Source organism: Arenimonas oryziterrae DSM 21050 = YC6267 (assembly GCF_000420545.1).
Taxonomy (GTDB): Bacteria; Pseudomonadota; Gammaproteobacteria; order Xanthomonadales; family Xanthomonadaceae; genus Arenimonas; species Arenimonas oryziterrae.
Window position 1 is genome coordinate 91,117 of sequence record NZ_ATVD01000007.1, and the last position, 24,588, is coordinate 115,704.

The 24,588-nt window shown below is 65.7% G+C and carries 24 protein-coding genes and 1 riboswitch; of the genes, 13 read left to right on the forward strand and 11 right to left on the reverse strand.

Annotation, left to right across the window (positions count from 1 at the left end):
* Positions 1-74: 74 nt before the first annotated feature.
* Positions 75-734 (reverse strand): TetR/AcrR family transcriptional regulator, encoded by a 660-nt coding sequence (locus G467_RS0114340; RefSeq protein ID WP_022970425.1) that lies wholly within the window; start codon positions 732-734, stop codon positions 75-77.
* A 70-nt stretch (positions 735-804) separates the two neighbouring features.
* Here G467_RS0114340 and G467_RS17055 point away from each other — a divergent pair, with 70 nt between their 5' ends.
* The 6 genes from G467_RS17055 to G467_RS0114370 all read left to right on the forward strand — a co-directional run bounded on the left by G467_RS17055 (position 805) and on the right by G467_RS0114370 (position 9,592).
* The gene (locus G467_RS17055) at positions 805-1,932 is read left to right on the forward strand and encodes an efflux RND transporter periplasmic adaptor subunit (RefSeq protein ID WP_022970426.1); all 1,128 of its coding nucleotides are present in this window, start codon (positions 805-807) and stop codon (positions 1,930-1,932) included.
* Between the two features lie 10 nt (positions 1,933-1,942).
* Complete coding sequence (locus tag G467_RS0114350) at positions 1,943-5,101, forward strand: efflux RND transporter permease subunit (protein ID WP_022970427.1); 3,159 nt, start codon at positions 1,943-1,945, stop codon at positions 5,099-5,101.
* A 78-nt stretch (positions 5,102-5,179) separates the two neighbouring features.
* Positions 5,180-5,689 (forward strand): SRPBCC family protein, encoded by a 510-nt coding sequence (locus G467_RS17690; protein ID WP_052041124.1) that lies wholly within the window; start codon positions 5,180-5,182, stop codon positions 5,687-5,689.
* Positions 5,690-5,726: 37 nt separating this feature from the next.
* A riboswitch (TPP riboswitch) is annotated at positions 5,727-5,816 on the forward strand.
* A 68-nt stretch (positions 5,817-5,884) separates the two neighbouring features.
* On the forward strand, positions 5,885-7,765 hold the full coding sequence (gene thiC / locus G467_RS0114360) for a phosphomethylpyrimidine synthase ThiC (protein ID WP_022970429.1): 1,881 nt from the start codon (positions 5,885-5,887) through the stop codon (positions 7,763-7,765).
* Positions 7,766-7,780: 15 nt separating this feature from the next.
* A complete protein-coding gene (locus G467_RS17695) occupies positions 7,781-8,854 on the forward strand; it encodes a GGDEF domain-containing protein (protein ID WP_022970430.1) in 1,074 nt (357 codons plus the stop codon).
* Between the two features lie 78 nt (positions 8,855-8,932).
* Positions 8,933-9,592 carry a potassium channel family protein gene (locus G467_RS0114370; protein ID WP_022970431.1) on the forward strand — a complete coding sequence of 220 codons (660 nt, stop codon included), beginning with the start codon at positions 8,933-8,935 and terminating at the stop codon, positions 9,590-9,592.
* Between the two features lie 57 nt (positions 9,593-9,649).
* Here G467_RS0114370 and ppa read toward each other — a convergent pair whose 3' ends face one another.
* A complete protein-coding gene (ppa, locus tag G467_RS0114375; protein WP_022970432.1) occupies positions 9,650-10,198 on the reverse strand; it encodes an inorganic diphosphatase in 549 nt (182 codons plus the stop codon).
* Between the two features lie 157 nt (positions 10,199-10,355).
* Here ppa and G467_RS0114380 point away from each other — a divergent pair, with 157 nt between their 5' ends.
* Positions 10,356-10,721: an Hpt domain-containing protein gene (locus G467_RS0114380; protein ID WP_022970433.1), complete on the forward strand. Its 366-nt coding sequence runs from the start codon at positions 10,356-10,358 to the stop codon at positions 10,719-10,721.
* Positions 10,722-10,798: 77 nt separating this feature from the next.
* Here the strand turns inward: G467_RS0114380 and G467_RS0114385 are convergent, their stop codons facing one another.
* From G467_RS0114385 to G467_RS0114395, 3 genes are all read right to left on the reverse strand, one after another.
* Positions 10,799-12,856, reverse strand: a complete 2,058-nt coding sequence (locus tag G467_RS0114385; protein WP_022970434.1) for a sodium-translocating pyrophosphatase — start codon at positions 12,854-12,856, stop codon at positions 10,799-10,801.
* A gap of 150 nt (positions 12,857-13,006) precedes the next feature.
* Entirely contained in the window at positions 13,007-13,630 is a 624-nt protein-coding gene (locus G467_RS17070; protein WP_022970435.1) for a DUF4410 domain-containing protein, read from the reverse strand.
* A gap of 49 nt (positions 13,631-13,679) precedes the next feature.
* Complete coding sequence (locus G467_RS0114395) at positions 13,680-14,936, reverse strand: 6-phosphofructokinase (protein ID WP_022970436.1); 1,257 nt, start codon at positions 14,934-14,936, stop codon at positions 13,680-13,682.
* Positions 14,937-15,108: 172 nt separating this feature from the next.
* Between G467_RS0114395 and G467_RS0114400 the strand changes: the two genes are divergently transcribed.
* From G467_RS0114400 to G467_RS0114420, 5 genes are all read left to right on the forward strand, one after another.
* Entirely contained in the window at positions 15,109-15,687 is a 579-nt protein-coding gene (locus G467_RS0114400) for an adenylate kinase (RefSeq protein ID WP_022970437.1), read from the forward strand.
* 141 nt (positions 15,688-15,828) lie between these two features.
* Complete coding sequence (gene mpl / locus G467_RS0114405; RefSeq protein WP_425386840.1) at positions 15,829-17,160, forward strand: UDP-N-acetylmuramate:L-alanyl-gamma-D-glutamyl-meso-diaminopimelate ligase; 1,332 nt, start codon at positions 15,829-15,831, stop codon at positions 17,158-17,160.
* A gap of 38 nt (positions 17,161-17,198) precedes the next feature.
* Positions 17,199-17,789 (forward strand): LON peptidase substrate-binding domain-containing protein, encoded by a 591-nt coding sequence (locus G467_RS0114410; protein WP_022970439.1) that lies wholly within the window; start codon positions 17,199-17,201, stop codon positions 17,787-17,789.
* A gap of 71 nt (positions 17,790-17,860) precedes the next feature.
* On the forward strand, positions 17,861-18,691 hold the full coding sequence (locus tag G467_RS0114415) for an SDR family oxidoreductase (protein WP_026802728.1): 831 nt from the start codon (positions 17,861-17,863) through the stop codon (positions 18,689-18,691).
* Positions 18,688-19,107 (forward strand): VOC family protein, encoded by a 420-nt coding sequence (locus G467_RS0114420; RefSeq protein WP_022970441.1) that lies wholly within the window; start codon positions 18,688-18,690, stop codon positions 19,105-19,107. The genes G467_RS0114415 and G467_RS0114420 overlap by 4 nt, the downstream gene beginning before the upstream one ends.
* Positions 19,108-19,124: 17 nt before the next feature.
* Here the strand turns inward: G467_RS0114420 and G467_RS0114425 are convergent, their stop codons facing one another.
* From G467_RS0114425 to thiE, 4 genes are read right to left on the reverse strand one after another with little or no spacing between them, the layout of a single operon-like run.
* Positions 19,125-20,243, reverse strand: a complete 1,119-nt coding sequence (locus G467_RS0114425) for a trans-sulfuration enzyme family protein (RefSeq protein WP_022970442.1) — start codon at positions 20,241-20,243, stop codon at positions 19,125-19,127.
* Positions 20,233-20,865 (reverse strand): HAD family hydrolase, encoded by a 633-nt coding sequence (locus G467_RS0114430; protein WP_022970443.1) that lies wholly within the window; start codon positions 20,863-20,865, stop codon positions 20,233-20,235. Before G467_RS0114430 ends, G467_RS0114425 begins: the two co-directional genes overlap by 11 nt.
* Positions 20,865-22,154, reverse strand: coding sequence for a glutamate-1-semialdehyde 2,1-aminomutase (gene hemL / locus G467_RS0114435; RefSeq protein ID WP_022970444.1), 1,290 nt, complete (start codon positions 22,152-22,154; stop codon positions 20,865-20,867). Before hemL ends, G467_RS0114430 begins: the two co-directional genes overlap by 1 nt.
* Complete coding sequence (gene thiE, locus G467_RS0114440) at positions 22,151-22,789, reverse strand: thiamine phosphate synthase (protein WP_022970445.1); 639 nt, start codon at positions 22,787-22,789, stop codon at positions 22,151-22,153. The genes hemL and thiE overlap by 4 nt, the downstream gene beginning before the upstream one ends.
* A gap of 51 nt (positions 22,790-22,840) precedes the next feature.
* Here thiE and G467_RS0114445 point away from each other — a divergent pair, with 51 nt between their 5' ends.
* Positions 22,841-23,029, forward strand: a complete 189-nt coding sequence (locus G467_RS0114445) for a rubredoxin (protein WP_022970446.1) — start codon at positions 22,841-22,843, stop codon at positions 23,027-23,029.
* Here G467_RS0114445 and G467_RS0114450 read toward each other — a convergent pair.
* Positions 23,026-23,871: a SirB1 family protein gene (locus G467_RS0114450; RefSeq protein WP_022970447.1), complete on the reverse strand. Its 846-nt coding sequence runs from the start codon at positions 23,869-23,871 to the stop codon at positions 23,026-23,028. The two genes, G467_RS0114445 and G467_RS0114450, sit on opposite strands and share 4 nt — an antisense overlap.
* 38 nt (positions 23,872-23,909) lie before the next feature.
* The gene (locus tag G467_RS0114455; RefSeq protein ID WP_022970448.1) at positions 23,910-24,368 is read right to left on the reverse strand and encodes a DUF192 domain-containing protein; all 459 of its coding nucleotides are present in this window, start codon (positions 24,366-24,368) and stop codon (positions 23,910-23,912) included.
* Positions 24,369-24,588 lie beyond the last annotated feature (220 nt).

The window sequence follows — 24,588 nt, forward strand, 5'->3', positions numbered from 1 at the left end:
GCCAGAAGTAACCGGGACGCTTGCCACAGCGGCGTTTGCGCGTGCTGTCGCCCAGGAAACTGCGCTCGGCGAGCTCATCGCGCGCCTCCCGAACGGGCCGTCGGCGCGAAGGCCTTGAGGAAGATGTCGACCACTTCGGCGATGTGTTCCTGGCGCTCGGCGGCGGTCGGCAACGGGCTCTTGCCGACCAGCACGCTCATGTGCCGGATGCCCTTGAGCAGGCAGAAGAAGTGCGCCGCCGCATGCGCGGGATTGGCGACTTCGAGGGCGCCGGTGGCCTGCGCCTGACGCAGGAAGCTCTCCATCTCGTCGAGCGTCCGTTTGGGGCCGGCGGCATAGAAGATATCGGTCAGGCGGGGCTTCTGGCCGGCCTGGGCGACCATGATCTGATGCAGCTTGATCGCGCGCTCGTCCATGATCAGGTCGGTGAAGCTGCGGCCGATCGTGGTCAGGGCCTCGCGGACGGCCTGCCCGGTCACCGGCTCGAACACGCCATGCGGCAGCAAATCCTCGCAGCAAGTGGTCACGGCGGCCGCGAACAGCGACTCCTTGTCCTCGAAATGGCTGTAGACGGTCAGTTTGGACACCCCGGCGGCCTGGGCGATGACGTCCATGCTGACCCCGTCATAGCCCCGCTCGGGGAACAGGCGCATGGCGGCCTCCAGGATGGCGGCACGCTTTTCCGGGTCCTTGGGGCGGCCGGGGGCCGCGGGACGGTGGGGCAAAAAATTCATGTCGGAATTATTGAACTAAACGGTTCGATAAAGATAGTATACCCGCCAGTTCATTATTTAGGCCCTGCTCATGTTCGCCGTCCGCCCTGGTTTCCGGCTCGTTCCGATCCTTGCCCTGCTCTTGCTGGCCGCCTGCGGCAAGGACGAACCCGCCGTCGTCGTGCGCCCTGCCCTGGTCGTGCAGCCGGCAAACTCCGGCCTCGGCGTGGAAGCCTTCGCGGGCGAAGTGCATGCCCGTCAGGAACCGGAGCTGGCCTTCCGCGTCGCCGGCAAGATCGCCCGTCGTCTGGTCGACGCTGGCGCGCATGTGCAGACCGGCCAGCCGCTCGCCGAGCTCGATGCCTCCGATCTGCAGCTGCAGTCGCAGGCTTATGGTGCGGCCTTGAAGTCGGCGCAGTCCGAATTCGCCCTGGCCAAAGCCGAACTCGATCGCTACAAGAATCTCTTTGACCAGCAGTTGGTCAGCCGCTCGCTGTACGAAAGCAAGAAGGCAAGCTTCGACGCCGCGGCCGCGCGGGTGCAGCAGGCACGCGCGCAGGCCTCGGTGTACGGCAACCAGGCCGGTTACGCGGTATTGCGTGCGCCGCATGCCGGCATCATCGCGCAGCGTTTGGCCGAAGCCGGCCAAGTCGTCGCGGCGGGCCAGACGGTGTTCGTGCTGGCCGTGGACGGCGAGCGCGAAGTCGCGATCAGCGTGCCCGAGCAGAGCGTCGGCCAGTTCAAGGTCGGCCGCGAACTCGTGGTCGAGCTGTGGGCCACGCCGGGCAAACGCTATCAGGCGACCCTGCGCGAGATCGCGCCGGCGGCCGATGCCTTGACGCGTACCTATGCGGCGCGCGTGAGTTTCCATGCCGACGATGTCGATCTGGGCCAGAGCGCGCGCGTCTACGCGCAGGCCGATGGCAGCGCACCGCTGTCGCTGCCGCTGTCGGCGCTGACCGAAAGCCAGGGCAAGCCGGCGGTGTGGGTGGTCGATCCGGCGACGAGGAAAGTCCATCTGACCGTCATCGCCGTCGGCCCTTACGGCGAAACCGGCGTGCCGGTGCTGTCGGGTCTCAAGGCGACCGATTGGGTCATCGCCGCCGGTACGCATCTGCTGCGCGAAGGCGAGCAGGTCGCGCCGATCGATCGCGACAATCGGCCGGTATCGCTGAATCCGGGCGCGGGTCGCGCCGCCTCCGTCACCGCCGCCCGCTGAGCCGACGACCATGAGCAATTTCAATCTCTCGGCCTGGTCACTGAAGAACCGCACCCTCGTGCAGTTCGCGATGATCGTGCTCGCTCTGGTCGGCTTCTTCAGCTACCAGCGTCTGGGTCAGTCCGAAGACCCGCCGTTCACCTTCAAGATCATGGTCGTGCGCACGTTCTGGCCGGGCGCGACTGCCGAAGAAGTCGGTCATCAAGTCAGCGACCGCATCGAAAAGAAGCTCATGGAGACCGGCGAGTACGAGTTCATCCGCTCGTATTCGCGTCCGGGCGAATCGCTGGTGCAGTTCATCGCCAAGGATTCGCTGCATTCGCGCGACATTCCAGCGCTGTGGTACCAGGTGCGCAAGAAGGTCGGCGACATCCGCGGCAGTCTGCCCTCGGGCGTGGTCGGGCCGTTCTTCAACGACGAATTCGGCGACACCTTCGGCAACATCTATGCGCTGACCGGCGACGGTTTCGACTACGCGACGATGAAGGACTACGCCGAGCGCGCCGAATTGGCCCTGCATCGCGTGCCCGATGTCGCCAAGGTCGACCTCATCGGCCTGCAGGAAGAAAAAATCTGGATCGAGCTGTCCAACACCAAGCTCGCGACCCTGGGCATTCCGCTGCAGGCGGTGCAACAGGCCATCGACGCGCAGAACGCCGTGGTGCCGACCAGCTTCTTCGAAACCGGTACCGATCGCGTGCAACTGCGTGTGACCGGCGGCTTCAGCACGGTCGAGGAGATCAGCAATTTCCCGATCCGCGCCGGCGATCGCACCTTCCGTCTGGGCGACGTCGCCACGATCAAGCGTGGTTTTGCCGACCCGGCCGAGCCGCGCATGCGCTTCATGGGTGAAAACGCCATCGGCATCGCGGTGTCGATGAAACCCGGCGGCGACATCATCCACTTGGGCGAATCGCTGGAAAGCGAATTTGCGCGCCTGCAGAAATCGCTGCCGGTGGGCATGAGCCTGCGCAAGGTCTCCGACCAGCCGACGGCCGTGCGCGACTCGGTCGCCGAGTTCGTCAAATCGCTCACTGAAGCGGTGGTCATCGTGCTGCTGGTGAGCTTCTTCTCGCTGGGCAAGCGACCGGGCCTGGTCGTCGCCCTGTCGATTCCGCTCGTGCTGGCGATGACGTTCGCCGCGATGCGCTACTTCGACATCGGCCTGCACAAGATCTCGCTCGGCGCGCTGATCTTGGCGCTCGGCCTGCTCGTCGACGACGCGATCATCGCGGTGGAGATGATGGCCGTGAAGATGGAGCAGGGACTGGATCGCCTGAGCGCAGCGAGTTTCGCCTACACCAGCACCGCGTTTCCGATGCTGACCGGCACGCTGATCACGGCGGCGGGCTTCCTGCCGATCGCGACCGCGCAGTCGGGCACCGGCGAATACACCCGTTCGATCTTCCAGGTAGTGACCATCGCCTTGCTGCTGAGCTGGATCGCGGCGGTCGTATTCATTCCTTACCTGGGCGATCGCCTGCTGCCCGATGCCGAGCAGATCGCCGCCGCGCGCCGCGACCGCAAGCCGTCCTTGCTGCGCCAGCGTCTGGCCCTGCTGCTGCCTACCTGGCTCGGCGACTTGATCACGCCCGAGCCCGAACCGGCCGGTGGCCACGGCGAGCACTACGACAGCCGCTTCTATCGCCGCCTGCGTGGCTGGATCGCCTGGTGCGTGCAGCATCGCAAGCGCGTCATGGTCGTCACGGCGCTCGCATTCTTCCTCGCGGTCGGATTGTTCCGCTTCGTGCCGCAGCAGTTCTTCCCCTCGTCCACGCGCCTGGAACTGGTCGTCGACCTCGAACTCGCCGAAGGCTCGTCCCTGGTGGCGACCGAAGCCGCGACCAAGCGTTTCGAGGCGGAGCTGGCCAAGCGCAAGGATCTGGTGAACTACGTCGCCTACGTCGGCACCGGCTCGCCGCGTTTCTATCTGCCCTTCGACCAGAAACTGCCGCAGGCCAATTTCGCGCAGTTCGTGCTGCTCACGCCCGACGTGAAGACGCGCGAGGTCATCCGCCATTGGGTGATCGAAACCCTGGCCAAGGACTTCCCCGACCTGCAGGGCCGCGTGCTGCGTCTGGAAAACGGCCCGCCAGTCGGTTTCCCGATCCAGTTCCGCGTCTCGGGCGAACACATCGACGATGTGCGTCGCATCGCCTACGAAGTCGCCGACAAGGTGCGCGCGAACGGCCATGTCGACAACATCAATCTCGACTGGGACGAGCCGAGCAAGGTCGTTCGGCTGAAGATCGACCAGGAGCGTGCCCGCGCACTCGGCGTGACGTCGGCGCAGCTGGCGCTGTTCCTGCGCGGTTCGCTGTCGGGCACGACGGTCAGCACGTACCGCGAAGGCAATGAACTCATCGAGATCCTGCTGCGCGGCCCAGAGGAAGAGCGCGCGCGCCTGTCCCTGCTCGGTTCGCTCGCCGTGCCGACCGACAAGGGTCGCAGCGTGCCGCTGGCGCAGATCGCCACGCTCGAATACGGATTTGAGGACGGTATTCTCTGGCACCGCAATCGTCTGCCGACGATCACCGTGCGCGGCGACATCTACGGCGACGTCACGCCGCCGACGGTGACCTCGCAGATCCTGCCGACGCTCGAAGGCATCCGCAGCAAGCTGCCGCCCGGCTATCTGCTCGAAACCGGCGGCACGGTGGAAGATTCCGCGCGCGGTTCGGTGTCGGTGGCGGCCGGCGTGCCGCTGTTCCTGTTCGCCGTCACGGCCTTGTTGATGATCCAGCTGCGCAGTTTCCGCCGCACCGCCATGGTGCTGATGACCGCACCGCTGGGCCTGATCGGCGTGACCGCCTTCCTGCTGATCTTCCGCGTGCCGTTCGGCTTCGTCGCGATGCTCGGCACGATTGCGCTGTCGGGCATGATCATGCGCAACTCGGTCATCCTCGTCGATCAGATCGATCAGGACATCGCTGCCGGTCATACGCCTTACCAGGCGATCATCGACGCGACGGTGCGCCGTTTCCGTCCGATCGTGCTGACCGCGCTGGCGGCGGTGCTGGCCATGATTCCGCTATCGCGCAGTGTGTTCTTCGGGCCGATGGCGGTGTCGATCATGGGCGGCCTGATCGTCGCGACCGGTCTGACCGTCCTGTTCCTGCCGGCGCTGTATGCGGCGTGGTTCCGCGTCCCCGTCCCCGATCATCCCTGAATTCGCGACCGGGCTTCTGGCAAGGCTCCCTCCCCCTTGCTGCGTCAGAGGCCCGGTTCGCGTTCTTCGCCCGTTACCATGGCTGCGATGACTCCGATCCAGGTCCAGCTCGAACAGGTCGCGAACGCCCGCGTCGCGCTGGCCTTCAAGGTCATCGTGGCGATGGACCTGACCTTGTTCCTGACCGGGTACGGCTGGTTGCCGGCGGCCGTGCACGTGTCGCGGCAGACCGGACCGTGGAATGCCGCCGGTACGACCCGCAGGGTGCATTTCGCCGACGGCAACAGCGCGTTCGAGGAAGTGCTCGAAGCGCGTGAACCGTTCCGGCTGCTGTACCGGATCACCGGCTTCACCAGCTTCATGCGTCTACTCGCCCGCGAGATCGAGGGCGAGTGGCTGCTCAGCGCCGAAGGCGAGGGCACCCGGATCGTCTGGCGCTACACCTTCCAGGCGAAGTCGCGATTCACGGGCATGCTCCTGCGTCGCCTGGTGCGCGGCAGTTTTCTCGCCTACATGCGTCAGGCGCTGGCGCGGGCCGTCCACTACATCGAAGCCAACGCCCACCTGTCCGAAGAGCCCCGGCGCTGATTCACTGGCCCGCCCCGGGCCGACGTGCTGAAATAGCGCCCTGAAGCGGGGGTGCCCACGGGCTGAGAAATACCCTTCGAACCTGATCCGGCTGAACCCGGCGTAGGGAAGCTTCGAAGCGTGGTCCGCTCGCCGGACCTGCTCCGGCGCCGCCGTTTCTTTCCCGCTCGCGCGAGCGCCCCAGGAACGACACGCATGAACGCCCAGCCGACCGAACTGCTCCGCCAGACGCAGGAGCTCTCCGATTCCGTCACCACGCCGATCCTCGGCTCGAAGAAAGCCTACGTCGACGGCTCGCGGCCCGACCTGCGCGTGCCGATGCGCGAGATCGCGCTGAGCGAGACCCCGAAGATGTTCGGCAGCGCCGAACCGAACGCCCCGTTCTTCGTCTACGACACCTCGGGTCCGTACACCGATCCGACGGCGAACATCGACCTCGCGGCCGGCCTGGCGCCCCTGCGTGCGTCGTGGATCGCCGAGCGCGGCGATACCGAACGACTGACTGGCTTGAGTTCGGAATTCGGACGCAGCCGCGAGACCAATGCCAAGCTCGACGCCGTGCGCTTCGGCCACCGGCCGCTGCCGCGGCGCGCGAAGGCGGGCATGAACGTGTCGCAGATGCACTACGCGCGCCGCGGCATCGTGACCCCGGAAATGGAATACATCGCGATCCGCGAGAACCAGCGCATCGAGGGCATCCGCGAGGCGCACCTGCTGCGCCAGCACGCCGGCGAAAGTTTCGGCGCGGCGATCCAGAAGATCATCACGCCCGAATTCGTGCGCGAGGAAGTCGCGCGCGGTCGCGCGATCATCCCGGCCAACATCAACCATCCGGAAATCGAGCCGATGATCATCGGTCGCAACTTCCTGACCAAGGTCAACGCAAACATCGGCAACAGCGCGGTGTCCTCGGGCATCGCCGAGGAGGTCGAGAAGCTGGTCTGGTCGATCCGCTGGGGCGCGGATACCGTCATGGACCTGTCGACGGGCAAGAACATCCATGAAACGCGCGAGTGGATCCTGCGCAATTCGCCGGTGCCGATCGGCACGGTGCCGATCTACCAGGCGCTGGAAAAGGTCGACGGTCGCGCCGAAGAGCTGACCTGGGACATCTTCCGCGACACCTTGATCGAACAGGCCGAGCAGGGCGTCGACTACTTCACCATCCACGCCGGCGTGCTGCTGCGCTACGTGCCGCTGACCGCCAAGCGCGTCACCGGCATCGTTTCGCGCGGCGGTTCGATCCTGGCCAAATGGTGCCTGGCACATCATCGCGAGAATTTCCTCTACACGCATTTCGAGGAAATCTGCGAAATCATGAAGGCCTACGACGTCAGCTTCTCGCTCGGCGACGGCCTGCGTCCGGGCTCGATCGCCGACGCGAACGATGCCGCGCAGTTCGGCGAGCTCGAGACGCTCGGCGAGCTGACCAAGATCGCGTGGAAACACGATGTGCAGACCATGATCGAAGGCCCCGGCCACGTGCCCATGCACCTGATCAAGGAAAACATGGACAAGCAGCTCGCCGTCTGCGGCGAAGCGCCGTTCTATACCCTCGGCCCACTGACCACCGACATCGCGCCCGGTTACGACCACATCACCTCGGCGATCGGCGCGGCGATGATCGGCTGGTTCGGCACGGCGATGCTTTGCTATGTCACGCCCAAGGAACACCTCGGCCTGCCGAACAAGCACGACGTGCGTGAAGGTCTGATGGCCTACAAGATCGCCGCGCACGCGGCCGACCTGGCGAAGGGGCATCCCGGCGCCCAGGCGCGCGACAACGCGCTGAGCAAGGCGCGTTTCGAGTTCCGCTGGGAAGACCAGTTCAACCTCGGTCTCGATCCCGAGCGCGCGCGGGAGTACCACGACGAGACGATGCCCAAGGAAGCGCACAAGTCCGCGCATTTCTGCTCGATGTGCGGCCCGCACTTCTGCTCGATGAAGATCACCCAGGACGTGCGTGAATATGCCGAAACCCACGGGGTCGCCGAAACCGCGGCCCTGGAGCAGGGCATGGCAGAAAAAGCCGCGGAGTTCCGCGCGGCCGGTGCACAGGTGTATCGTCCCGAGTAGACCCGGGGGTGGGCCATGGCGGTGGAGCTGAGGATCGACGAGGCGGCGGCACTGCGTCAGTTGATGACGCTCAACCGCATCGCCCGGATCGCCGTCCAGGACCTGGCCTTGCAGCCGATGCTGCAGCGGATCGTCGATGCCCTGAAGGAAGAGTTCGGCTGGGAATTCGTCGCCTGCGCGACGATCGACCGCGAGCGCGATGAGTTCGTTTGCGAAGCCGTCGCCGGCGCACTCGAGAGCGAGGTCAAGGTCGGGTATCGACGGGCCCTGGGCACCGGCGTGGTCGGGCAATGCGCCTCGACGGGCGTCACCATGGATATCGACGATGCCCGCAACCATCCCGCTGTCATCGACACCCTGCACGGTACGGGTTCCGAGCTGTGTGTGCCGGTGGTCCACAACGGTGAAGTGCTCGCCGTGCTCAATGCCGAGAGCCGTCGGATCGGCGCCTTTCGCGGCCAGCGCGCCTTGCTCGAAACGGTCGCCGACCAGATCGCGGGCATCCTGCGCGCGGCCAATCTATTCGGACAGCTGCAGCGCGCGAATGCGCAACTGCGCGAGGCGTATGCCGTGCTGGAGGATCTGTCGCAGAACGACAGTCTGACCGGCGTGGGCAATCGCCGCAGTTTCGACGGCTGGATCGCGCAGGCGATCGACGATGCGGCGGTCACGCATACTTCGCTGGCGCTGCTGCTGATCGATATCGACCACTTCAAGGCCTTCAACGACGGCTATGGCCATCTGGCCGGCGATGCCTGCCTGCAACAGGTCGCCGGCCTGCTCGCGTACGTGCTCGAAGATGGTGATGCGTTGCTCGCGCGCTATGGCGGCGAAGAATTCGTGGTGATCCTCGCCGGTGCCGGCGTCGAAGAAGCGGCGCGCCTGGCGGAACGTCTGCGCCTGGCCGTGGAGGCCCGAGATATTGCGCATCGCCATGTTGGCGCCGGCCGGGTGACGATCAGCGTCGGCGTCGCGGGATGCGTGCCGGCGCCGGGTGCGACCGCCGATGCCCTGATCGCGCCGGCCGATGCCGCGCTGTATCAGGCCAAACATGCCGGACGCAATCGCGTGGCGATCGCGTCGGCCTGAGGTCGGCGCGGGTCGGAGCTGCGTCCGGTTGCGCCGACGTTGTATCGTGGCGGCAGGCCTCACGGAGTGCTTCTGCCCATGTCCCTGTTCTGGTTGCGTCGTCCGCACGTGCCCTTGCTGGTGCTGCTGGTATTGGCGGTCGCGATTTATCCCGTCATCGAAGCGTCGAGCATCGGTCGCTGGGGCCTGAACGTGCTGGTCATCGTCGGCATCGTGTTGTCGCTGCAACGCGTGCATGTGCCGCGACATGCCCTGCGCGCAGCGATCGTGCTCGCGCTGGTCGCCGTGGTGACGGCGGCGATGCATGCCTTCGATGTCACCTCGCGCACCGATCTGCTCGCGGCCGTGGCCCAGACCGCGTTCTACACGGCGGCGGCCCTGCAGATGTGCAGTTACATGCTGCGCGACGCGCGTGCGACGGTCGACGAACTATTCGCCGCCGCGACGGCGTTTCTGTTGTTGGCGATGGCCTGGACCGGCGTGTTCTGGTGCATCGAGTTCCTACACCCGGGCTCGTTCGCGGTGAATCTGCCGGCGGTCGCCGGGCAGATCAGCCTGTGGGAGCTGTTCTATTTCAGCATGACCACGCTGTCGACCACCGGTTACGGCGACATCGTGCCGGCCGCCAGCAGCGCACGCGGCGCGGTGATCCTGGAGCAGTTCCTGGGCGTGCTGTACGTGGCCCTGGTGATCTCGCGGCTGGCCGGATTCGCCGGGCGACGCCCGGCGGCGCCTTGAGCGAAAAAGGCCGCCTGTGAGGGCGGCCTTTCTTGATCTGCGGATCGATGCGCGAACTCAGAAGTTCGGTTTCTCCGGCGTGGCGTTGTAGCGCTCGACCGACAGCAGGATTTCCTGCTTGGCCTCGTCCGCGCCCGCCCAGCCGTCGACCTTGACCCACTTGCCCTTCTCGAGATCCTTGTAGTGCTCGAAGAAGTGCGAGATGCGTTCCTTGGTCAGGTGCGGCAGCTCGTCGATGTGCTTGACGTTGTCGTAGGCCGGAAACACCTTGCTGACCGGCACGGCGATGATCTTGGTGTCTTCGCCCGCTTCGTCGGTCATCTTCAGCATGCCGACGGTGCGGCAGCGGATCACCGAACCGGGGATCAGCGGCATCGGCATGATCACCAGCACGTCGGCCGGGTCGCCGTCGCCCGACAAGGTGTGCGGGATGTAGCCGTAGTTGCACGGGTAGCGCATCGGCGTGGTCAGCACGCGATCGACGAAGATCGCGCCGGAGGCCTTGTCGACCTCGTATTTCACCGGCTCCGAGTTCATCGGGATTTCGATGATGACGTTGAAATCGTTCGGCACATCGCGGCCGGTGGGAACTAGTTCGAGGGCCATGAGGGCGTCCGTCCGGGGGTAAATCAGGGGCGCGAATGATAGCCCAAGCCGTCCGAGCCGGTACTCGGAAGCCGGCAGCCGCGCCGACAGGGCGGCCGGCATCGCCGCGGGGCCCGAAGCGGGGTACATTGTCGCCGTCGCCCCCGGACCCTTCGCCATGACTTCTTCTGGTACCCCGATCGATCCCAAGGCCCTGGATCTGTTGAATTCGCTCGAATCCGACCGTCCCGGCCTGATCAGCGAACTCGTCCGCCTGTTCCTGGCCGACGCGCCCAAGCAGATGCAGCTCATCGACGACGGTCATGCCGCGCGCGATGTCGAGCAGGTCGGACAGGCTGCGCATTTCCTGCGCTCGGGTGCGATGGCGCTGGGCCTGACGCAGTTGACCGAAGCCAGCCTCGCCGTCGAGCGTGCCGATCTGGCCGACTACGGCCTGGCCCCGATGGGCGAACGCATCGGCGTGCTGCGCGTGGAATTGCGCAACGCGCTGCTGGCCCTGCTCAACGAGGTCAAACAGATCTGATTTTCAGCGCTGCCGGCACCGCGCAAAAAAGAAGCCCCGTATTCGCGGGGCTTCTTCGTTTCCGGTGTGGCTGAAACTCAGGTCAAGGTCAGCATCGGAATCAGCAGCAGCGCGACGATGTTGATGATCTTGATGAGCGGATTGATCGCCGGGCCGGCCGTGTCCTTGTACGGATCGCCGACGGTGTCGCCGGTGACCGCCGCCTTGTGGGCTTCCGAGCCTTTGCCGCCGTGGTGGCCTTCTTCGATGTACTTCTTGGCGTTGTCCCAGGCGCCGCCGCCGGTGCACATGGAGATCGCGACGAACAGACCGGTGACGATCGTGCCCATCAGCAGGCCGCCGAGTGCCGCCGCGCCGAGGAACTTACCGACCAGGACCGGGATGATCAGCGGCAGCAGCGAGGGCACGATCATTTCGCGGATCGCCGACTTGGTCAGCAGGTCGACGGCCTTGTCGTACTGCGGCTTGCCGGTGCCTTCCATGATGCCGGGGATCTCGCGGAACTGACGGCGGACTTCCTCGACCACCGCGCCGGCCGCACGACCGACCGCCTGCATCGCGAACGCGCCAAACAGATACGGAATCATGCCGCCGATCAGCAGGCCGATCACCACGTTCGGGTTGTCGAGCGAGAAATTCACCGGGTGATCGGCACCGAAATGCTCGACCAGCTTGTGCGAGTAATCGGCGAACAGCACCAGCGCGGCGAGGCCGGCCGAACCGATGGCGTAACCCTTGGTGACGGCCTTGGTGGTATTGCCGACCGCGTCCAGGGCGTCGGTGATCTTGCGGATCTCCGGGCCGAGGTGGCTCATTTCAGCGATGCCGCCGGCGTTGTCGGTGATCGGACCGTAAGCGTCGAGCGCGACGATCACGCCGGCCATCGACAGCATCGAGGTCGCCGCGATGGCGACGCCGTACAGGCCGGCGATGTTGTAGCAGGCGTAGATCGCGATCGCGACCGCGATCACCGGCGCCGCCGTCGACTTCATCGACACGGCCAAGCCGGCGATGACGTTGGTGCCGTGACCGGTCTCCGAGGCTTTCGCGACCTGCTGCACCGGGCCGTATTCGGTCGCGGTGTAGTACTCGGTGATCACGACCATCGCGGCCGTGAGGGCCAGACCGACCATCGCGCACCAGAACAGCGGCATGCCGAGGTCTTTCGGGAACATGTTGTTGGTGACGAACCAGAAGGCCGCCGCCGCGAGCACGCCCGAGACGATCAGGCCGCGATACAGCGCATTCATGATCTTGCCGCCGTCACGCACCTTCACGAAGAAGGTGCCGACGATCGACGCGATGATCGAAACGGCGCCCAGCACCATCGGATAGATCACGCCAGCCCAGCCGTAGGTGCCATAGGCGATCGAGGCGATCAGCATCGACGCGATCACCGTCACCGCATACGTTTCGAACAGGTCGGCGGCCATGCCGGCGCAGTCGCCGACGTTGTCACCGACGTTGTCGGCGATCACGGCCGGGTTGCGCGGGTCGTCCTCGGGAATGCCGGCTTCGACCTTGCCCACCAAGTCGGCGCCGACGTCGGCGCCCTTGGTGAAGATGCCGCCGCCCAAACGCGCGAAGATGGAAATCAGCGAGCTGCCAAAAGCCAGGCCGATCATCGGGCCAAGCGCGGCGTTCAGCGATTCGACGCTCGAGCCGCTGCTGCCGAGCAGGTACATGAAGTAACCGGCGACACCCAGCAGACCCAGACCGACGACGAGCATGCCGGTGATCGCGCCGCCCTTGAAGCTCACGTTGAGTGCGGCATTCAGGCCCTGTGTCGCCGCCTGCGCGGTGCGCACGTTCGCGCGCACCGACACGAACATGCCGATGAAGCCGGCCAGGCCCGAGAGGATCGCGCCGATCGCAAAACCGATCGCCGTCTGCCAGCTTCCGAGCGCGAAGCCGATGACCAGGAACAGGATCACGCCGACGATGCCGATGGTGCGGTACTGCCGGCGCAGGTAGGCGCCGGCGCCTTCCTGGATCGCCGCGGCGATCTGTTGCATGCGTTCGTTGCCTGCGGGCTGCGCGATGATCCAGCGCGCCGCGATGATGCCGTACACGATGGCGATTGCCGCACAAATCAAAGCCAGCTGTAGACCGTGCTGTTCAAAAAAACCGTACATGCAGACCCTCCCCAGAGTTCAGACAAAATAAGGCGGCCGAAAGGCCGCTGCGCCCGAGTATGGCAAAGGGGGGCGGGGTGCGCCAGCCGCGCCCCAATAATGCAAAAACCCGGCCAGGCCGGGCTTTGCAGAGGCTTTCGCGGCGCGGTTTCAGTGCCCGCGCAAGGCCTTGGCCGCCGCCTCGGCCGCCTTTTCCGCGAAATCGTCCAGACCCTTGGTATTGGTGCCGCCGAACGCGCCGCCCCATTTGGTATCGGCGATCTCGGTCTGGGTCAGCGTCGAGCCGTCGTCCTTGCGCTTGAGCGTGAGGCGCACGCGTACCTTCTGCGAGCCCGCGCCGAAACCGACGAGGTAGCGCAAGGCCATGTTGCCCTTGCGGAAGTCGAGAATGTCGCCCGACAGCACCGCGGCGCTGCCCGGGTTGGGGCAGCTGCTCGTTCCGCTGACATGGGCGGCGATGCCACGCGCCTCCGTGGGCAAGTGCTTGGCCAGGCGATCCTGGATGATCTCGAGGTTGCGTTCGGGAATCGTCGCCGCGCGCTCGGTCTGGCCTTCGACTTTTTCGTCGTCCGACACCTGGAATCGTTCGACCTCCACGCACGTGATGGGTTCGTGCGCTGCGGTGGTCGAGGCCGGCGCGGCCACCGTGGCGGGCGTTGCCGGTGTCGCCGTATTCGCGGGTGTCGTTGCGGTGTCCTGGGCGGCAGCCGAGGCCGAAGCCAGCAGCAGGCAGGCGAATACGGTGCGGTAAGGGGCGGTCAACAGTCGGCGCATGGCAGGTCCTTCTGGAAGTGATGAACAGCGAGGGAGTGGCGGAAACCCATCAGCCTTTGAACGGCGGCAGACGCTTGCCGATCATCGTGTGCTTGAGCAGCGCGTGCTTAGGCAGGCCGTCGGCAGCGTAGGGCATCGCGGCTTCGCCGCGCACCAGCGGTTCGAGGTAGCGACGGCAGGCGGCAGTGATGCTGTAGCCGTCCTTGCCGATGAAACCGGCGGGCATCTTCTTTTCCGCATTGGCGATGTTGCGCAGCGGTTCGGCGCGGATCTTCCAGCGGTAGGGTTTTTCCGCCGTGCGCACGATGATCGGCATCACGCCGTTCAGGCCCTTGAGCGCGAACTCGACGCCGGCCTTTCCCACGGCAAGCGCATGCGCAAGATCGGTTTTCGACGCGAGATGGCGCGCCGAACGCTGCAGATAGTCGGGCACGGTCCAGTGCACCTTCAAGCCGAGCTTGTCCTTGACGGTCGCGGCGATCAGCGGGCCCACGCCGCCGAGCTGGGAATGGCCGAAGGCATCGACGCTGCCTTCGCTTTCGGCGACGAACTTGCCATTCGCGTGCTTGAGGCCTTCCGACACGACGACCACGCAGTAGCCGACCGAGGCCACCGTCGCCTTGACCTTGGCGAGGAACGTCGCTTCGTCGTAGACCACTTCCGGAAACAGGATCACGTGCGGCGCCTGCGCGGCGTTCTTGCCGGCCAGGCCGGCGGCGGCCGCAAGCCAGCCGGCATGCCGGCCCATGACTTCGTAGACGAAGACCTTGGTCGAGGTTTCGGCCATCGCCGCGACATCGAGCGCGGCCTCGGCGACGGACACGGCGGTGTATTTCGCCGCCGAGCCGAAGCCCGGACAGCAGTCGGTGAGTACCAGGTCGTTGTCGACCGTTTTAGGCACGCCGATGCAGGTGAGCGGGTAGCCGCTGGCTTCGGCGAGCTGCGACAGCTTCAGTGCGGTATCGGCGGAATCGTTGCCGCCGTTGTAGAGGAACCAGCGCACGTCATGCGCCCGGAACACGGCGAGCAGGCGCGCGTACTTGTCGCCGTCGGCCTCCAGCGATTTGAGCTTGACCCGGCAGGAGCCAAAGGCGCCGCCCGGGGTATGTGCCAGGGCCCGGACCTGGGCCAGGCTGAGCCGGGAGGTGTCGATCAGCTCCTCGCGCAGGGCGCCGAGAATGCCGTTTTTCGCCGCCAGCACCTTGATTTTTCGGGCCCGCGCGGTCTCGATCACGGCGCTGGCCGTGGCATTGATGACGGCGGTGACGCCGCCGGACTGGGCGTAGAGGAGCGTTCCTTTGCTCATGATTTTTCTCTGTTTTTTCGGGTTTCGTTTGACTTGTCAGGCCCCGGCCGTTAGCGTTTCCCAGTCCGCACGGCCAGTCGGCGGCCCCACTATAGCCAAACGGGGTGAAGACGGTCCGTGCGATTTTTTTTCCCGCGGGAAAGAAGCTCACAGTTCGGGGGTTGGTGACGACATGCGATTGGTTCTTCTCGGCGCGCCCGGTTCGGGCAAGGGCACGCAAGCGGCAAAGTTGCGCGAGCACCTGCAGGTGCCGCACATTTCCACCGGTGAACTCTTGCGCGCCGCCGTGGCCGCCGGCACGCCGCTGGGCTTGCAGGCCAAGGTCGTCATGGCCGCCGGCAATCTGGTGTCCGACGAGATCGTGCTGGGCATGCTCGAAGACCGCTTCATGCAAGCCGACGCCGGCAACGGTTTCATTCTCGATGGTTATCCGCGCAATCTCGCCCAGGCCAATGCCCTCGATGCGTTGCTCACGCGCATCCGCCAGCCGATGGACATCGCCGTGCAGCTCGACGTCGGCACCGAATTGCTGGTCGAGCGCATCGCCGGTCGCGCCGCCGCCGAAGGCCGCGCCGACGACAGCCCGGAGGCGGTGCGCAATCGCCTGAAGATCTACAACGATCAGACCGCGCCGGTGGTCGACTTCTATCGCAACCAGGGCAAGCTCGCGCATCTCGACGGTGTGGGCTCGCTCGACGAAGTGTTCACTCGCATCATCGAGGCGATTAGTCCCTACGCGGATGTGGGCTGAAAGCTCCCTCACCCCTTGCCCTCTCCCGTGGGCGGGAGAGGGGGAGATTGTGGGATGCGGGGTCGGCTTCGGAGTGGTTGCGGGTCTTTTGAATTCGAGGTTTCTTTGAAGCTGCATATTCTTGGGATTGCGGGCACCTTCATGGGCGGCGTCGCGGCGCTCGCACGCGAGCTCGGTCATGCCGTCGACGGCTCCGATCAGAACGTCTATCCGCCGATGTCCACGCAGCTCGAGCAGCTCGGCATCCGACTGAACCAGGGCTACGAACCGGCGCATATCGCCGCCGATACCGATGTGGTCTTGGTCGGCAACGCGCTCTCGCGCGGCAACGCCGCGGTCGAATTCGTGCTCGATCGCCAGCTCGCCTACACCTCGGGCGCGGAATGGCTGCGCGAGAACGTGCTGCCCGGCCGGACCACGCTGGCCGTTGCCGGCACGCACGGCAAGACGACCACCACGTCGATGCTGGCCTTCCTGCTGGAGGCGGCCGGGCGCGATCCGGGCTTCCTGGTCGGCGGCGTACCGGAAAATTTCGGCGTGTCCGCGCGTCTGGGCGGCGGTCATGAGTTCGTGGTGGAAGCGGATGAGTACGACACGGCATTCTTCGACAAGCGCTCGAAATTCGTGCACTACCGGCCGATGGTCGCGATCCTCAACAATCTCGAATACGACCACGCCGACATCTTTCCGGACCTCGCAGCGATCCAGCGCCAGTTCCATCATCTCGTGCGCATCGTGCCCGGCAGCGGTCGCCTGATCGTCAATGGCGAAGACGCGGCGCTCGCCGAGGTGCTGGCGATGGGTTGCTGGACGCCGGTCGAGCGTTTCGGCTTCGATGCCGGCTTTGAATGGAGCGCGGACCTGCTGCAGGCCGATGGCAGCGCGTTCCACGTTCGCCACCGCGGTGCGGTCATCGGCACGGTGCGCTGGGGCATGGTCGGCCGCCACAACGTGCTCAACGGTCTGGCCGCGATCGCCGCCGCGAATGCAGTCGGCGTGGACGTCGCGACGGTGCTCGCGCGGCTGGTCGACTTCGTCAGCGTCAAGCGCCGTCTGGAAAATCTCGGCCAGGCCCGCGGCGTCACCGTGTACGACGATTTCGCCCACCATCCGACCGCGATCCGCACCACGCTCGAAGGTCTGCGTGCCCGCGTGGGTGCTGCGCGTATCCTGGTGGCAATGGAGCCGCGCAGCAATTCCATGCGCCTGGGCGCGCATGCGGCCGAGATCGCGCCTTCGCTCGACCAGGCCGATGCAGTGGTGTTTCTGCATCGGCCCGAACTGGCCTGGGACGCAGGCAAGGTCGTGTCGGCCTTGCGCGGACAGGGCGAAGCCGTCGTCAGCGTCGATGCGCTGATCGCGCGCCTGCGGGAGATCGCACAGCCGGGCGACCACCTCGTGTTCATGTCCAACGGCGGTTTCGAAGGTGCGCCGCGCCGCATGCTGGCCGAGTTGCAGATACCGCTGCCCTAAGCTGGCCCCCACGCCAGCCACGCGGCTACACTCGCGGCGTGAGTCCGAACTGTCTGCCGCTGTTCCCCCTGGGCACCGTACTTTTTCCCGGCGGCGTGCTGCCCTTGCGCATTTTCGAGCCGCGTTACCTCGACCTGATCCGCGATTGCAGCCGCCAAGGCAGCGGCTTCGGCGTCTGCCTGATCCTGGAAGGACGCGAGGTGGGCGAGCCCGCCGTGCCCGCGGCGCTAGGCTGCGAAGCGCGCATCATTGATTTCTCCACGACTGGCGACGGCCTGCTTGGCATCACCGTTGAAGGCGCACGGCGTTTCCATGTCGAACGCACCAAGGTGCGCGACAACGGCCTGATCGTCGCCGACGTGCGCTGGCTGGACGAGGCGCCGCCCACGCGTCTGGGCCCCGAGCACGAACTACTGGCGACCTTGCTGCAACGGCTGTTCGATCGCGCCGGCAGTCCGCACGACAAGATCGAAAAATCGCGATTCGCCGATGCGGACTGGATCGGCTGGCGCTTGGCCGAATGGTTGCCGCTGGCGGTGACCGAGCGTCAGCATCTGCTGCAGGTCGACAGCCCGCAGGCGCGTCTGCAGTACCTCATCGAACGCCTGCCGGATTTCCAGCCCGAATGAATCCGCTCGACGACATCGTGGCGCCGATGCGCGCCGACCCCCAAGCCGTCGCCACCAGCCCGGAGACAGACATGAGCACCTTGCGCGGAAAAACCCTGTTCATCACCGGCGCATCGCGCGGTATCGGCCTGGCGATCGGGCTGCGCGCCGCCCGCGACGGCGCCAACGTCGTGGTCGCCGCGAAATCCAATGTTCCCAATCCGAAATTGCCAGGCACGATCCACAGTGCAGCCGAGGCGATCGAGGCCGAAGGCGGACAGGCGCTGGCCGTGATGTGCGACATCCGCGAGGAGGACCAGGTGCAGGCGGCCGTAGCGCTGGCGGTGGAGCGCTTCGGTGGTATCGACATCCTGGTCAACAATGCCAGCGCGATCTGGCTGCGCGGCACGCTCGACACGCCGATGAAGCGCTACGACCTGATGAACCAGGTCAATGCGCGAGGCACCTTCCTGTGTTCGCAGGTCTGTCTGCCGCATCTGCTCAAGGCCGAGAACCCGCACATCCTGACCTTGGCGCCGCCGCCGAATCTCGATCCGCGCTGGTGGGCGCCACACACCGGCTATACGCTGGCGAAGATGGGCATGAGTTTCGTGACGCTGGGTCTGGCCGAGGAATTCCGCAGCCGCGGCGTCGCAGTCAATGCCTTGTGGCCACGCACGGTGATCGCGACCGACGCGATCAACATGATTCCCGGTGTGCAGATCAGCCACTGCCGATATCCGGAAATCCTCGCCGATGCCGCGCATGCAATTCTGACGACGCCTTCGCGCCAGCTGACCGGACAATTCATCATCGACGAGGCGTTGCTGCGCGAGCGCGGCACGCTCGATTTCAGCCAGTACGCGGTGGATCCCGACCAGCCGCTGCTGCCCGATCTGTTCCTGGACGAGGCCCTGCCATGAAATATCTGCACGCGATGGTGCGGGTGCGCGACCTCGATGCGTCGCTGGGCTTCTTTCGCGACGCCCTCGGTCTGGTCGAGACCCGTCGCAACGACTATCCGCAGGGCCGCTTCACCCTTGTCTATCTGGCGGCGCCGGAGAATCCGGAGTCGGAGATCGAGCTGACCTACAACTACGACGACGAGGACTATGGCAGCGCCCGAAACTTCGGCCATCTCGCGTTCGCGGTCGACGACATCTACGCGACCTGCAAGCATCTGCAAGCGCTGGGCGTCGTCATCAACCGACCACCGCGCGACGGCCGCATGGCCTTCGTGCGCTCGCCCGACGCGATCTCGATCGAACTGCTGCAGAAAGGCGCGGCGCTCGCGCCCGCGGAGCCCTGGGCATCGATGGCCAATACCGGCGCCTGGTAAAAGAACCCGTGCGTGCTCTAGCCGAGCGCTTGCGCGAGATCCGCGATCAGGTCCTCGACGTTTTCCAGTCCGACGGAAAAACGCAGCAGATTTTCGGGTGAGACCGGATTCTTGCCTTCGACCGACGCGCGGTGCTCGATCAGGGATTCGCAGCCGCCCAGCGAGGTCGCGTTGAGGATCAGCTGCAATTTCCCCGCGACGCGCAAGGCGGCTTCGCGACCGCCCCTCACGCGGAAGCTGAGCATGCCGCCGAAATCCGACATCTGACGCGCGGCGATCGCGTGACCCGCATGCGAGGCCAGGCCCGGATAGTGCACGACCTCGACGGCTGGATGCACGGCGAGAAAATCGGCGAGTGCGCGCGCGCTGCGGCAATGCCAGGCCATGCGCGCAGGCAGCGATCGGGCGCCGCGCAAGATCAGCCAGGCATTGAACGGCGAGATGATCGCGCCGGTGACGTGGCGGCGATGCGCCACGCGTTCGAAGAAGTCGTCGCGCCGCGCGAAGGCCAGCGCGCCGCCGAGAACGTCACTGTGGCCGCCGAAGTACTTCGTCGTCGAATGCATCACGATGTCCGCGCCCAGCCGCAACGGCTGTTGCAGTACGGGCGTGGCGAAGGTGTTGTCGCAGGCGAGCAGGGCGCCGTGGGCATGCGCGATATCGGCTAGGCCGGCGATATCGGCGATCTTCAGTTGCGGATTGGACGGCGTCTCCGCCCAGATCATCGCCGTCGCAGGCGTGATCGCGGCGCGCACGGCCGCCAGGTCGGTCATGTCGACCGACGTGGCGGTGACGCCCTTTTCCGGCAGAAATTCCGCGCAGAGCACACGCAGGCCGGTGTAGCAGTCGTCCGGGATCAGGACGTGCGCACCGCGCGGCAAACTTTCCAGTGGCGCCGCCATCGCCGCCATTCCCGAGGCGAACGCGAGTGCGGCTTGACCGTACTCGAGCGCAGCCAGCATCGTCTCCAGCCGGTCCTGGGTGGGATTACCTTCGCGCAGATATTCGTAACCGGCGCGGCGTTCGCCGGCCGGCCCGTGCTGGAACGTGGTGGCCAGATGGATCGGCGGCGACACCGCTCCGGTTTCGCGATCCGGTTCGCCGCCGGCGTGCACGGCAAGGGTTTCAAAGCGCATGGGGACGTTCCTCGGAGAGTCCGCGATCGGCAAAGGCGCCCGCCAGTGTCGTCGCATCGGTGAAATGCAGGGCGTCGATGCCCAGATCGCGGGCGCCCTGCACGTTGGCGACATTGTCGTCGATGAACACGGTGCGCGTCGCGGGGGTTTCCAGGCGCTCCAGGCAGCCGCGATAGACCGTTGCTTCCGGCTTGAGCGCACCGAACTGGGCCGAGCAGAACACACGGTCCGCGAACAGCGGAAACAGCGGCGGACACATCTGCGCGAGATGGTCGCGCAGAAAGAATCCGTTGTTGGTCAGGATGGCGATACGGGATTTTTCGGCGGCACGTTCGGCCAACTGCAGCACCGCGGCGTCGACGCTCATCGCAGCGGCGCGTGCGGCGATGCAATCGGCGAGCGACAACGGTGCGCGGAGTCGGCGGGAAAGTTCGGCAGCGTAGTCGGGCGGCAACCACTGCCCACGATCCGACTCCTGTTCCAGCCCGGAGTCGAACAAGGCTGCCGTCACGGCGGACCGATCGACACCGGCGGCAGCTGCGAGATGCGTCACCCGCGCCGCACGGTCGTATCGCACCAGCACGTCGTCCAGGTCGAACAGGACGAGCGCCGGTGCGGCCATCAGGCGCGCGCCTCGCGGAAAGCCTCGCGCGAGGCTTCGATCGTATGCGAGATCTCGATGTCGCCGTGCATCGACGACAGGAAGCCCGCTTCGTAGGCCGAGGGCGCCAGATACACGCCGCGACGGAGCATTGCGTGGAAGAAACGTCGGAATGCGCCCACGTCGCAGGCGGTCGCCTCGGCGAAGGTTTCGACGTTTCTATCGGTGAAGAACAGGCCGAACATCGCGCAGCTGCGATTGGTCGTGATCGCGACGCCGGCCTCGCGGGCGGCATCTTCCAGTCCATCGCACAGCTGATGCGTGCGACGCTCCAGCTTCTCGTAGAAACCCGGCGCTTGGATCAGCGCAAGCGTGGCGAGACCAGCGGCCATGGCGACCGGATTGCCGCTGAGCGTGCCGGCCTGATAGATCGGACCGCTGGGCGCGATCTGCTGCATCAGGTCGCGACGTCCGCCGTACGCGCCCACCGGCATGCCGCCGCCGATGATCTTGCCGAAGGTCGACAGATCCGGCGTGATGCCGTAGCGCTGTTGCGCGCCGCCCAGGGCGACGCGGAAGCCGGTCATCACTTCGTCGAAGATCAGCAGCGCGCCGTAGCGCGTGCACAGGTCGCGCAGATGCTGGAGGTAGCCGTCGCGCGGGAGAATGCAGTTGGCGTTGCCCACGATCGGCTCGACGATCACGCCGGCGATGTCGGCGCCCGCGAGCTCAAACAATTGCGTGGCGGCGTCGAAATCGTTGTAGGGCAAGGTCAGGGTCAGGTCGGCGAGTGCTTTCGGCACGCCGGGGGAGTCGGGCACGCCCAGGGTCAACATGCCCGATCCGGCCTTGACCAGGAACGAGTCGCCGTGGCCGTGATAGCAGCCTTCGAATTTCACGATCTTGTTGCGGCCGGTCGCGCCGCGCGCCAGACGGATCGCGGAGAGCGTCGCCTCGGTGCCGGAGTTGACCATGCGCACCATCTCGCAACTGGGAACCAGGCGGGTCAGGGTTTCCGCCATCGTCACTTCCAGCGCATTCGGGACGCCGAAGGACAAGCCGTCGCGCATCACCTGAGCGACCGCATCGAGAACTTGCGGATGCGCGTGACCGGCGATCATTGGGCCCCAGCTGCCGATGTAGTCGACGTAGCGGTTGCCGTCGACATCGATGAGATACGCGCCTTCTGCACGTTGGGCGAAAAACGGTTCGCCGCCCACGGATTTGAACGCGCGCACCGGCGAGTTGACGCCGCCGGGCAGCAGCGTCTGGGCGCGGACGAACAGGTCGTGGCTGAGAGTGTGATTCATGCGGAGGTTCGGAAACTGTCGTTGAGGGCGCGCACGGCGGCGGCGGGATCGGCGGCATCGAAAACAGCGCCGATGACGGCGAGAAGATCGGCGCCGGCGGCGACGAGCAAGGGTGCATTGTCCGGGCTAATGCCGCCGATCGCCACCACCGGCCGGCCCAGGGCGCGGGCCCGGGGCAGCAGCGAAAGGTCCGCGCGGCGTGCAAGCGGTTTCGTGCCGGAGGCAAAAAAAGCGCCGAAAGCCAGATAGTCGGCGCCCTGCTCGGCGGCGCGTTCGGCGCGGGCGAAATCGTTGTAGCAGGACGCGCCCAGCAGAGCGTACTCGCCGAGGGCGGCGCGGGCTTGTTGCAGTTCGCCGTCTTCCGCGCCCAGATGCGCGCCGTCGGCACCGAGGTCGGCGGCGAGCCGCCAGTCGTCGTTGATGATCACGGGCACATCGAGCGGACGGCACAGGGCCAGCAACGCAGCGGCCTGTTCCCGGCGCAGGATCGTCGAGGCCGCCTTGTTCCGGTATTGCAGCCAGGCAACGCCGGCCTCCAACGCCGGTGCCACGCGCGCGAGCAGACGGGCGGTGTCGGGCTCGTCGGGGGTAAGCAGATAGAGGCCGCGGCTTGGCCAGGCTGAGCGCTGGTTCATGTCATCGCGCGTTTGGGAATGCGACAATGATAGCGTCCTGCATTGATTGAGATGGCGATGAACGAGTCAGCGGCCTACCGCAGCTGGATGTGCGTGGTTTGCGGTTTCATTTACGACGAGGCGCTGGGTTTGCCCGAAGAGGGCATCGCTCCGGGTACGCGCTGGGAAGACATCCCCGACGATTGGGTCTGCCCCGATTGCGGCGTGACCAAGTCCGATTTCGAGATGGTGCTCGCCTAGTTCAGCCGCGAGCGCGTGCCGCTGACTTCGATCAGGACGGCACGCATGGCTTCCTCATCTTCCGCGTTCGGCAGTGCCTGGAGGTAGTGCGCGAGGTCTTCGCGTGCGCCTTTGACGTAGCCCAGTTCCCGATAGGCCAGCCCCCGGTCGCGCCAGGATTCGGGCGCGTCGGGAGCGATCTTGATCAGCCGGTCGGCGGTGCGGGCAACGCGTTCCCAGTCGTTGCGCTCCAGGTACAGGCCCTTGAGGTTGCGCAGCATGCGCGCGAGGATCACGCGATGCGTGGCTGGCGCGAGGATTTCCAGTAGTTGGGTGTCGTCGGGCGCGTGCCCGCCCAGGTGCGGGGACGCGCGTTCCTTTAGTTCTTCCGCGCTGACCGGTCGACCTTTGTTGAACGGGTCCATCACCAGAATGCCGTCGTCCACCGGCAGCCGCACCAGGAAGTGCCCGGGAAAAGAAACGCCGTCGAGCGGCAGCCCCAGTCGACGCGTCAGTTCGATCTGGACCACGGCCAGCGAAATCGGAATGCCGAGTTTGCGATCCAGTACCTCGTTGAGATAGCTGTTGCGCGGATCGTCGTACTGGGTGTTGTTGCCGGCGAAACCGAGTTCGTCGAAAAGATAGCGGTTGATCGCAGTGAGTTTCGCCGGCAAATCGATGTCACCGGCGAGTGTGGGTCGCAGGGCGTTCGCATAATCGTGCAGCGCGTCGGCGTAGGCGCGGGGATCGAGTTGCGGATACTCGTCGCGGGCGATCAGCAGGGCGGTGTCGAGCAGCGGCAGCTCGTCGTCACCATAGGCGGCAAGCGTGTTCCAATCGGGCAGAGCGTAAGCATTGCGCATGGTCGGAATGTGGGCTTGCGTCCCTGGCAAATCAAGTCCTACTTCTTGCTGACGATCTCCGGACCGAAGGTGAGTTCGTCGCCGGCCTTCACGCCGAGCGCATCGGCTTGCCCCGCATTCAACTCGAGTACGTAGAGAGCGCTGCCCTCGCTGGCATAAGGCGGGCAGCGGTCTCCGCCCGAACAGGGCGGCACGCCCTTCTGCGCGGAAACGAGTTTTCGATCGTGATCGAAATAGAGGATGTCGAGCGGAATCTTGGTGTTCTTCATCCAATACGACAGCGGCTCTTCGGTGTCGTGCACGAACAGCATGCCGTGATCGACGGCCAGTGTGTCGCGGAACATCAGGCCGCGTTCGCGTTCAGCATCGTCGTCGGCGATTTCCACCGCGAAACGCTTGCCTTTGAGTTCGACCCAGGCGCCGCCGCCGGCGCTGGCGCAGCCGACGAGCAAGGTGGCGAGCGAAAAACACAGGGCGGCGTGGCGTTTGCTGAGCATTGTTGGGGTCTTCCTGAGGATTAGCCGGACGTTCGGGGATCGCTCGCCTTCATGTCAAGTCAATTTGCCCGCCGTTCGCGCTTCCCATTCGCCGGGGCTTCCCCTAAACTGCGCGGCCCTGCAGTTCGGGGCGAAATCTGGCCTGCGAGGGCGAGGCGGGGTTCGAGAAAATGTCCGGTGACGGGTATTGACGGACTTCAAAAACGCCCTATAATGTGCG

Bases quoted from the DNA above. Each gene is read 5' to 3' on its own strand.
- G467_RS0114340 (WP_022970425.1), bottom strand. From the start codon at position 734: ATGAATTTTTTGCCCCACCGTCCCGCGGCCCCCGGCCGCCCCAAGGAC.
- G467_RS17055 (WP_022970426.1), top strand. From the start codon at position 805: ATGTTCGCCGTCCGCCCTGGTTTCCGGCTCGTTCCGATCCTTGCCCTG.
- G467_RS0114350 (WP_022970427.1), top strand. From the start codon at position 1,943: ATGAGCAATTTCAATCTCTCGGCCTGGTCACTGAAGAACCGCACCCTC.
- G467_RS17690 (WP_052041124.1), top strand. From the start codon at position 5,180: ATGGCTGCGATGACTCCGATCCAGGTCCAGCTCGAACAGGTCGCGAAC.
- thiC (WP_022970429.1), top strand. From the start codon at position 5,885: ATGAACGCCCAGCCGACCGAACTGCTCCGCCAGACGCAGGAGCTCTCC.
- G467_RS17695 (WP_022970430.1), top strand. From the start codon at position 7,781: ATGGCGGTGGAGCTGAGGATCGACGAGGCGGCGGCACTGCGTCAGTTG.
- G467_RS0114370 (WP_022970431.1), top strand. From the start codon at position 8,933: ATGTCCCTGTTCTGGTTGCGTCGTCCGCACGTGCCCTTGCTGGTGCTG.
- ppa (WP_022970432.1), bottom strand. From the start codon at position 10,198: ATGGCCCTCGAACTAGTTCCCACCGGCCGCGATGTGCCGAACGATTTC.
- G467_RS0114380 (WP_022970433.1), top strand. From the start codon at position 10,356: ATGACTTCTTCTGGTACCCCGATCGATCCCAAGGCCCTGGATCTGTTG.
- G467_RS0114385 (WP_022970434.1), bottom strand. From the start codon at position 12,856: ATGTACGGTTTTTTTGAACAGCACGGTCTACAGCTGGCTTTGATTTGT.
- G467_RS17070 (WP_022970435.1), bottom strand. From the start codon at position 13,630: ATGCGCCGACTGTTGACCGCCCCTTACCGCACCGTATTCGCCTGCCTG.
- G467_RS0114395 (WP_022970436.1), bottom strand. From the start codon at position 14,936: ATGAGCAAAGGAACGCTCCTCTACGCCCAGTCCGGCGGCGTCACCGCC.
- G467_RS0114400 (WP_022970437.1), top strand. From the start codon at position 15,109: ATGCGATTGGTTCTTCTCGGCGCGCCCGGTTCGGGCAAGGGCACGCAA.
- mpl (WP_425386840.1), top strand. From the start codon at position 15,829: ATGGGCGGCGTCGCGGCGCTCGCACGCGAGCTCGGTCATGCCGTCGAC.
- G467_RS0114415 (WP_026802728.1), top strand. From the start codon at position 17,861: ATGAGCACCTTGCGCGGAAAAACCCTGTTCATCACCGGCGCATCGCGC.
- G467_RS0114420 (WP_022970441.1), top strand. From the start codon at position 18,688: ATGAAATATCTGCACGCGATGGTGCGGGTGCGCGACCTCGATGCGTCG.
- G467_RS0114425 (WP_022970442.1), bottom strand. From the start codon at position 20,243: ATGCGCTTTGAAACCCTTGCCGTGCACGCCGGCGGCGAACCGGATCGC.
- G467_RS0114430 (WP_022970443.1), bottom strand. From the start codon at position 20,865: ATGGCCGCACCGGCGCTCGTCCTGTTCGACCTGGACGACGTGCTGGTG.
- hemL (WP_022970444.1), bottom strand. From the start codon at position 22,154: ATGAATCACACTCTCAGCCACGACCTGTTCGTCCGCGCCCAGACGCTG.
- thiE (WP_022970445.1), bottom strand. From the start codon at position 22,789: ATGAACCAGCGCTCAGCCTGGCCAAGCCGCGGCCTCTATCTGCTTACC.
- G467_RS0114445 (WP_022970446.1), top strand. From the start codon at position 22,841: ATGGCGATGAACGAGTCAGCGGCCTACCGCAGCTGGATGTGCGTGGTT.
- G467_RS0114450 (WP_022970447.1), bottom strand. From the start codon at position 23,871: ATGCGCAATGCTTACGCTCTGCCCGATTGGAACACGCTTGCCGCCTAT.
- G467_RS0114455 (WP_022970448.1), bottom strand. From the start codon at position 24,368: ATGCTCAGCAAACGCCACGCCGCCCTGTGTTTTTCGCTCGCCACCTTG.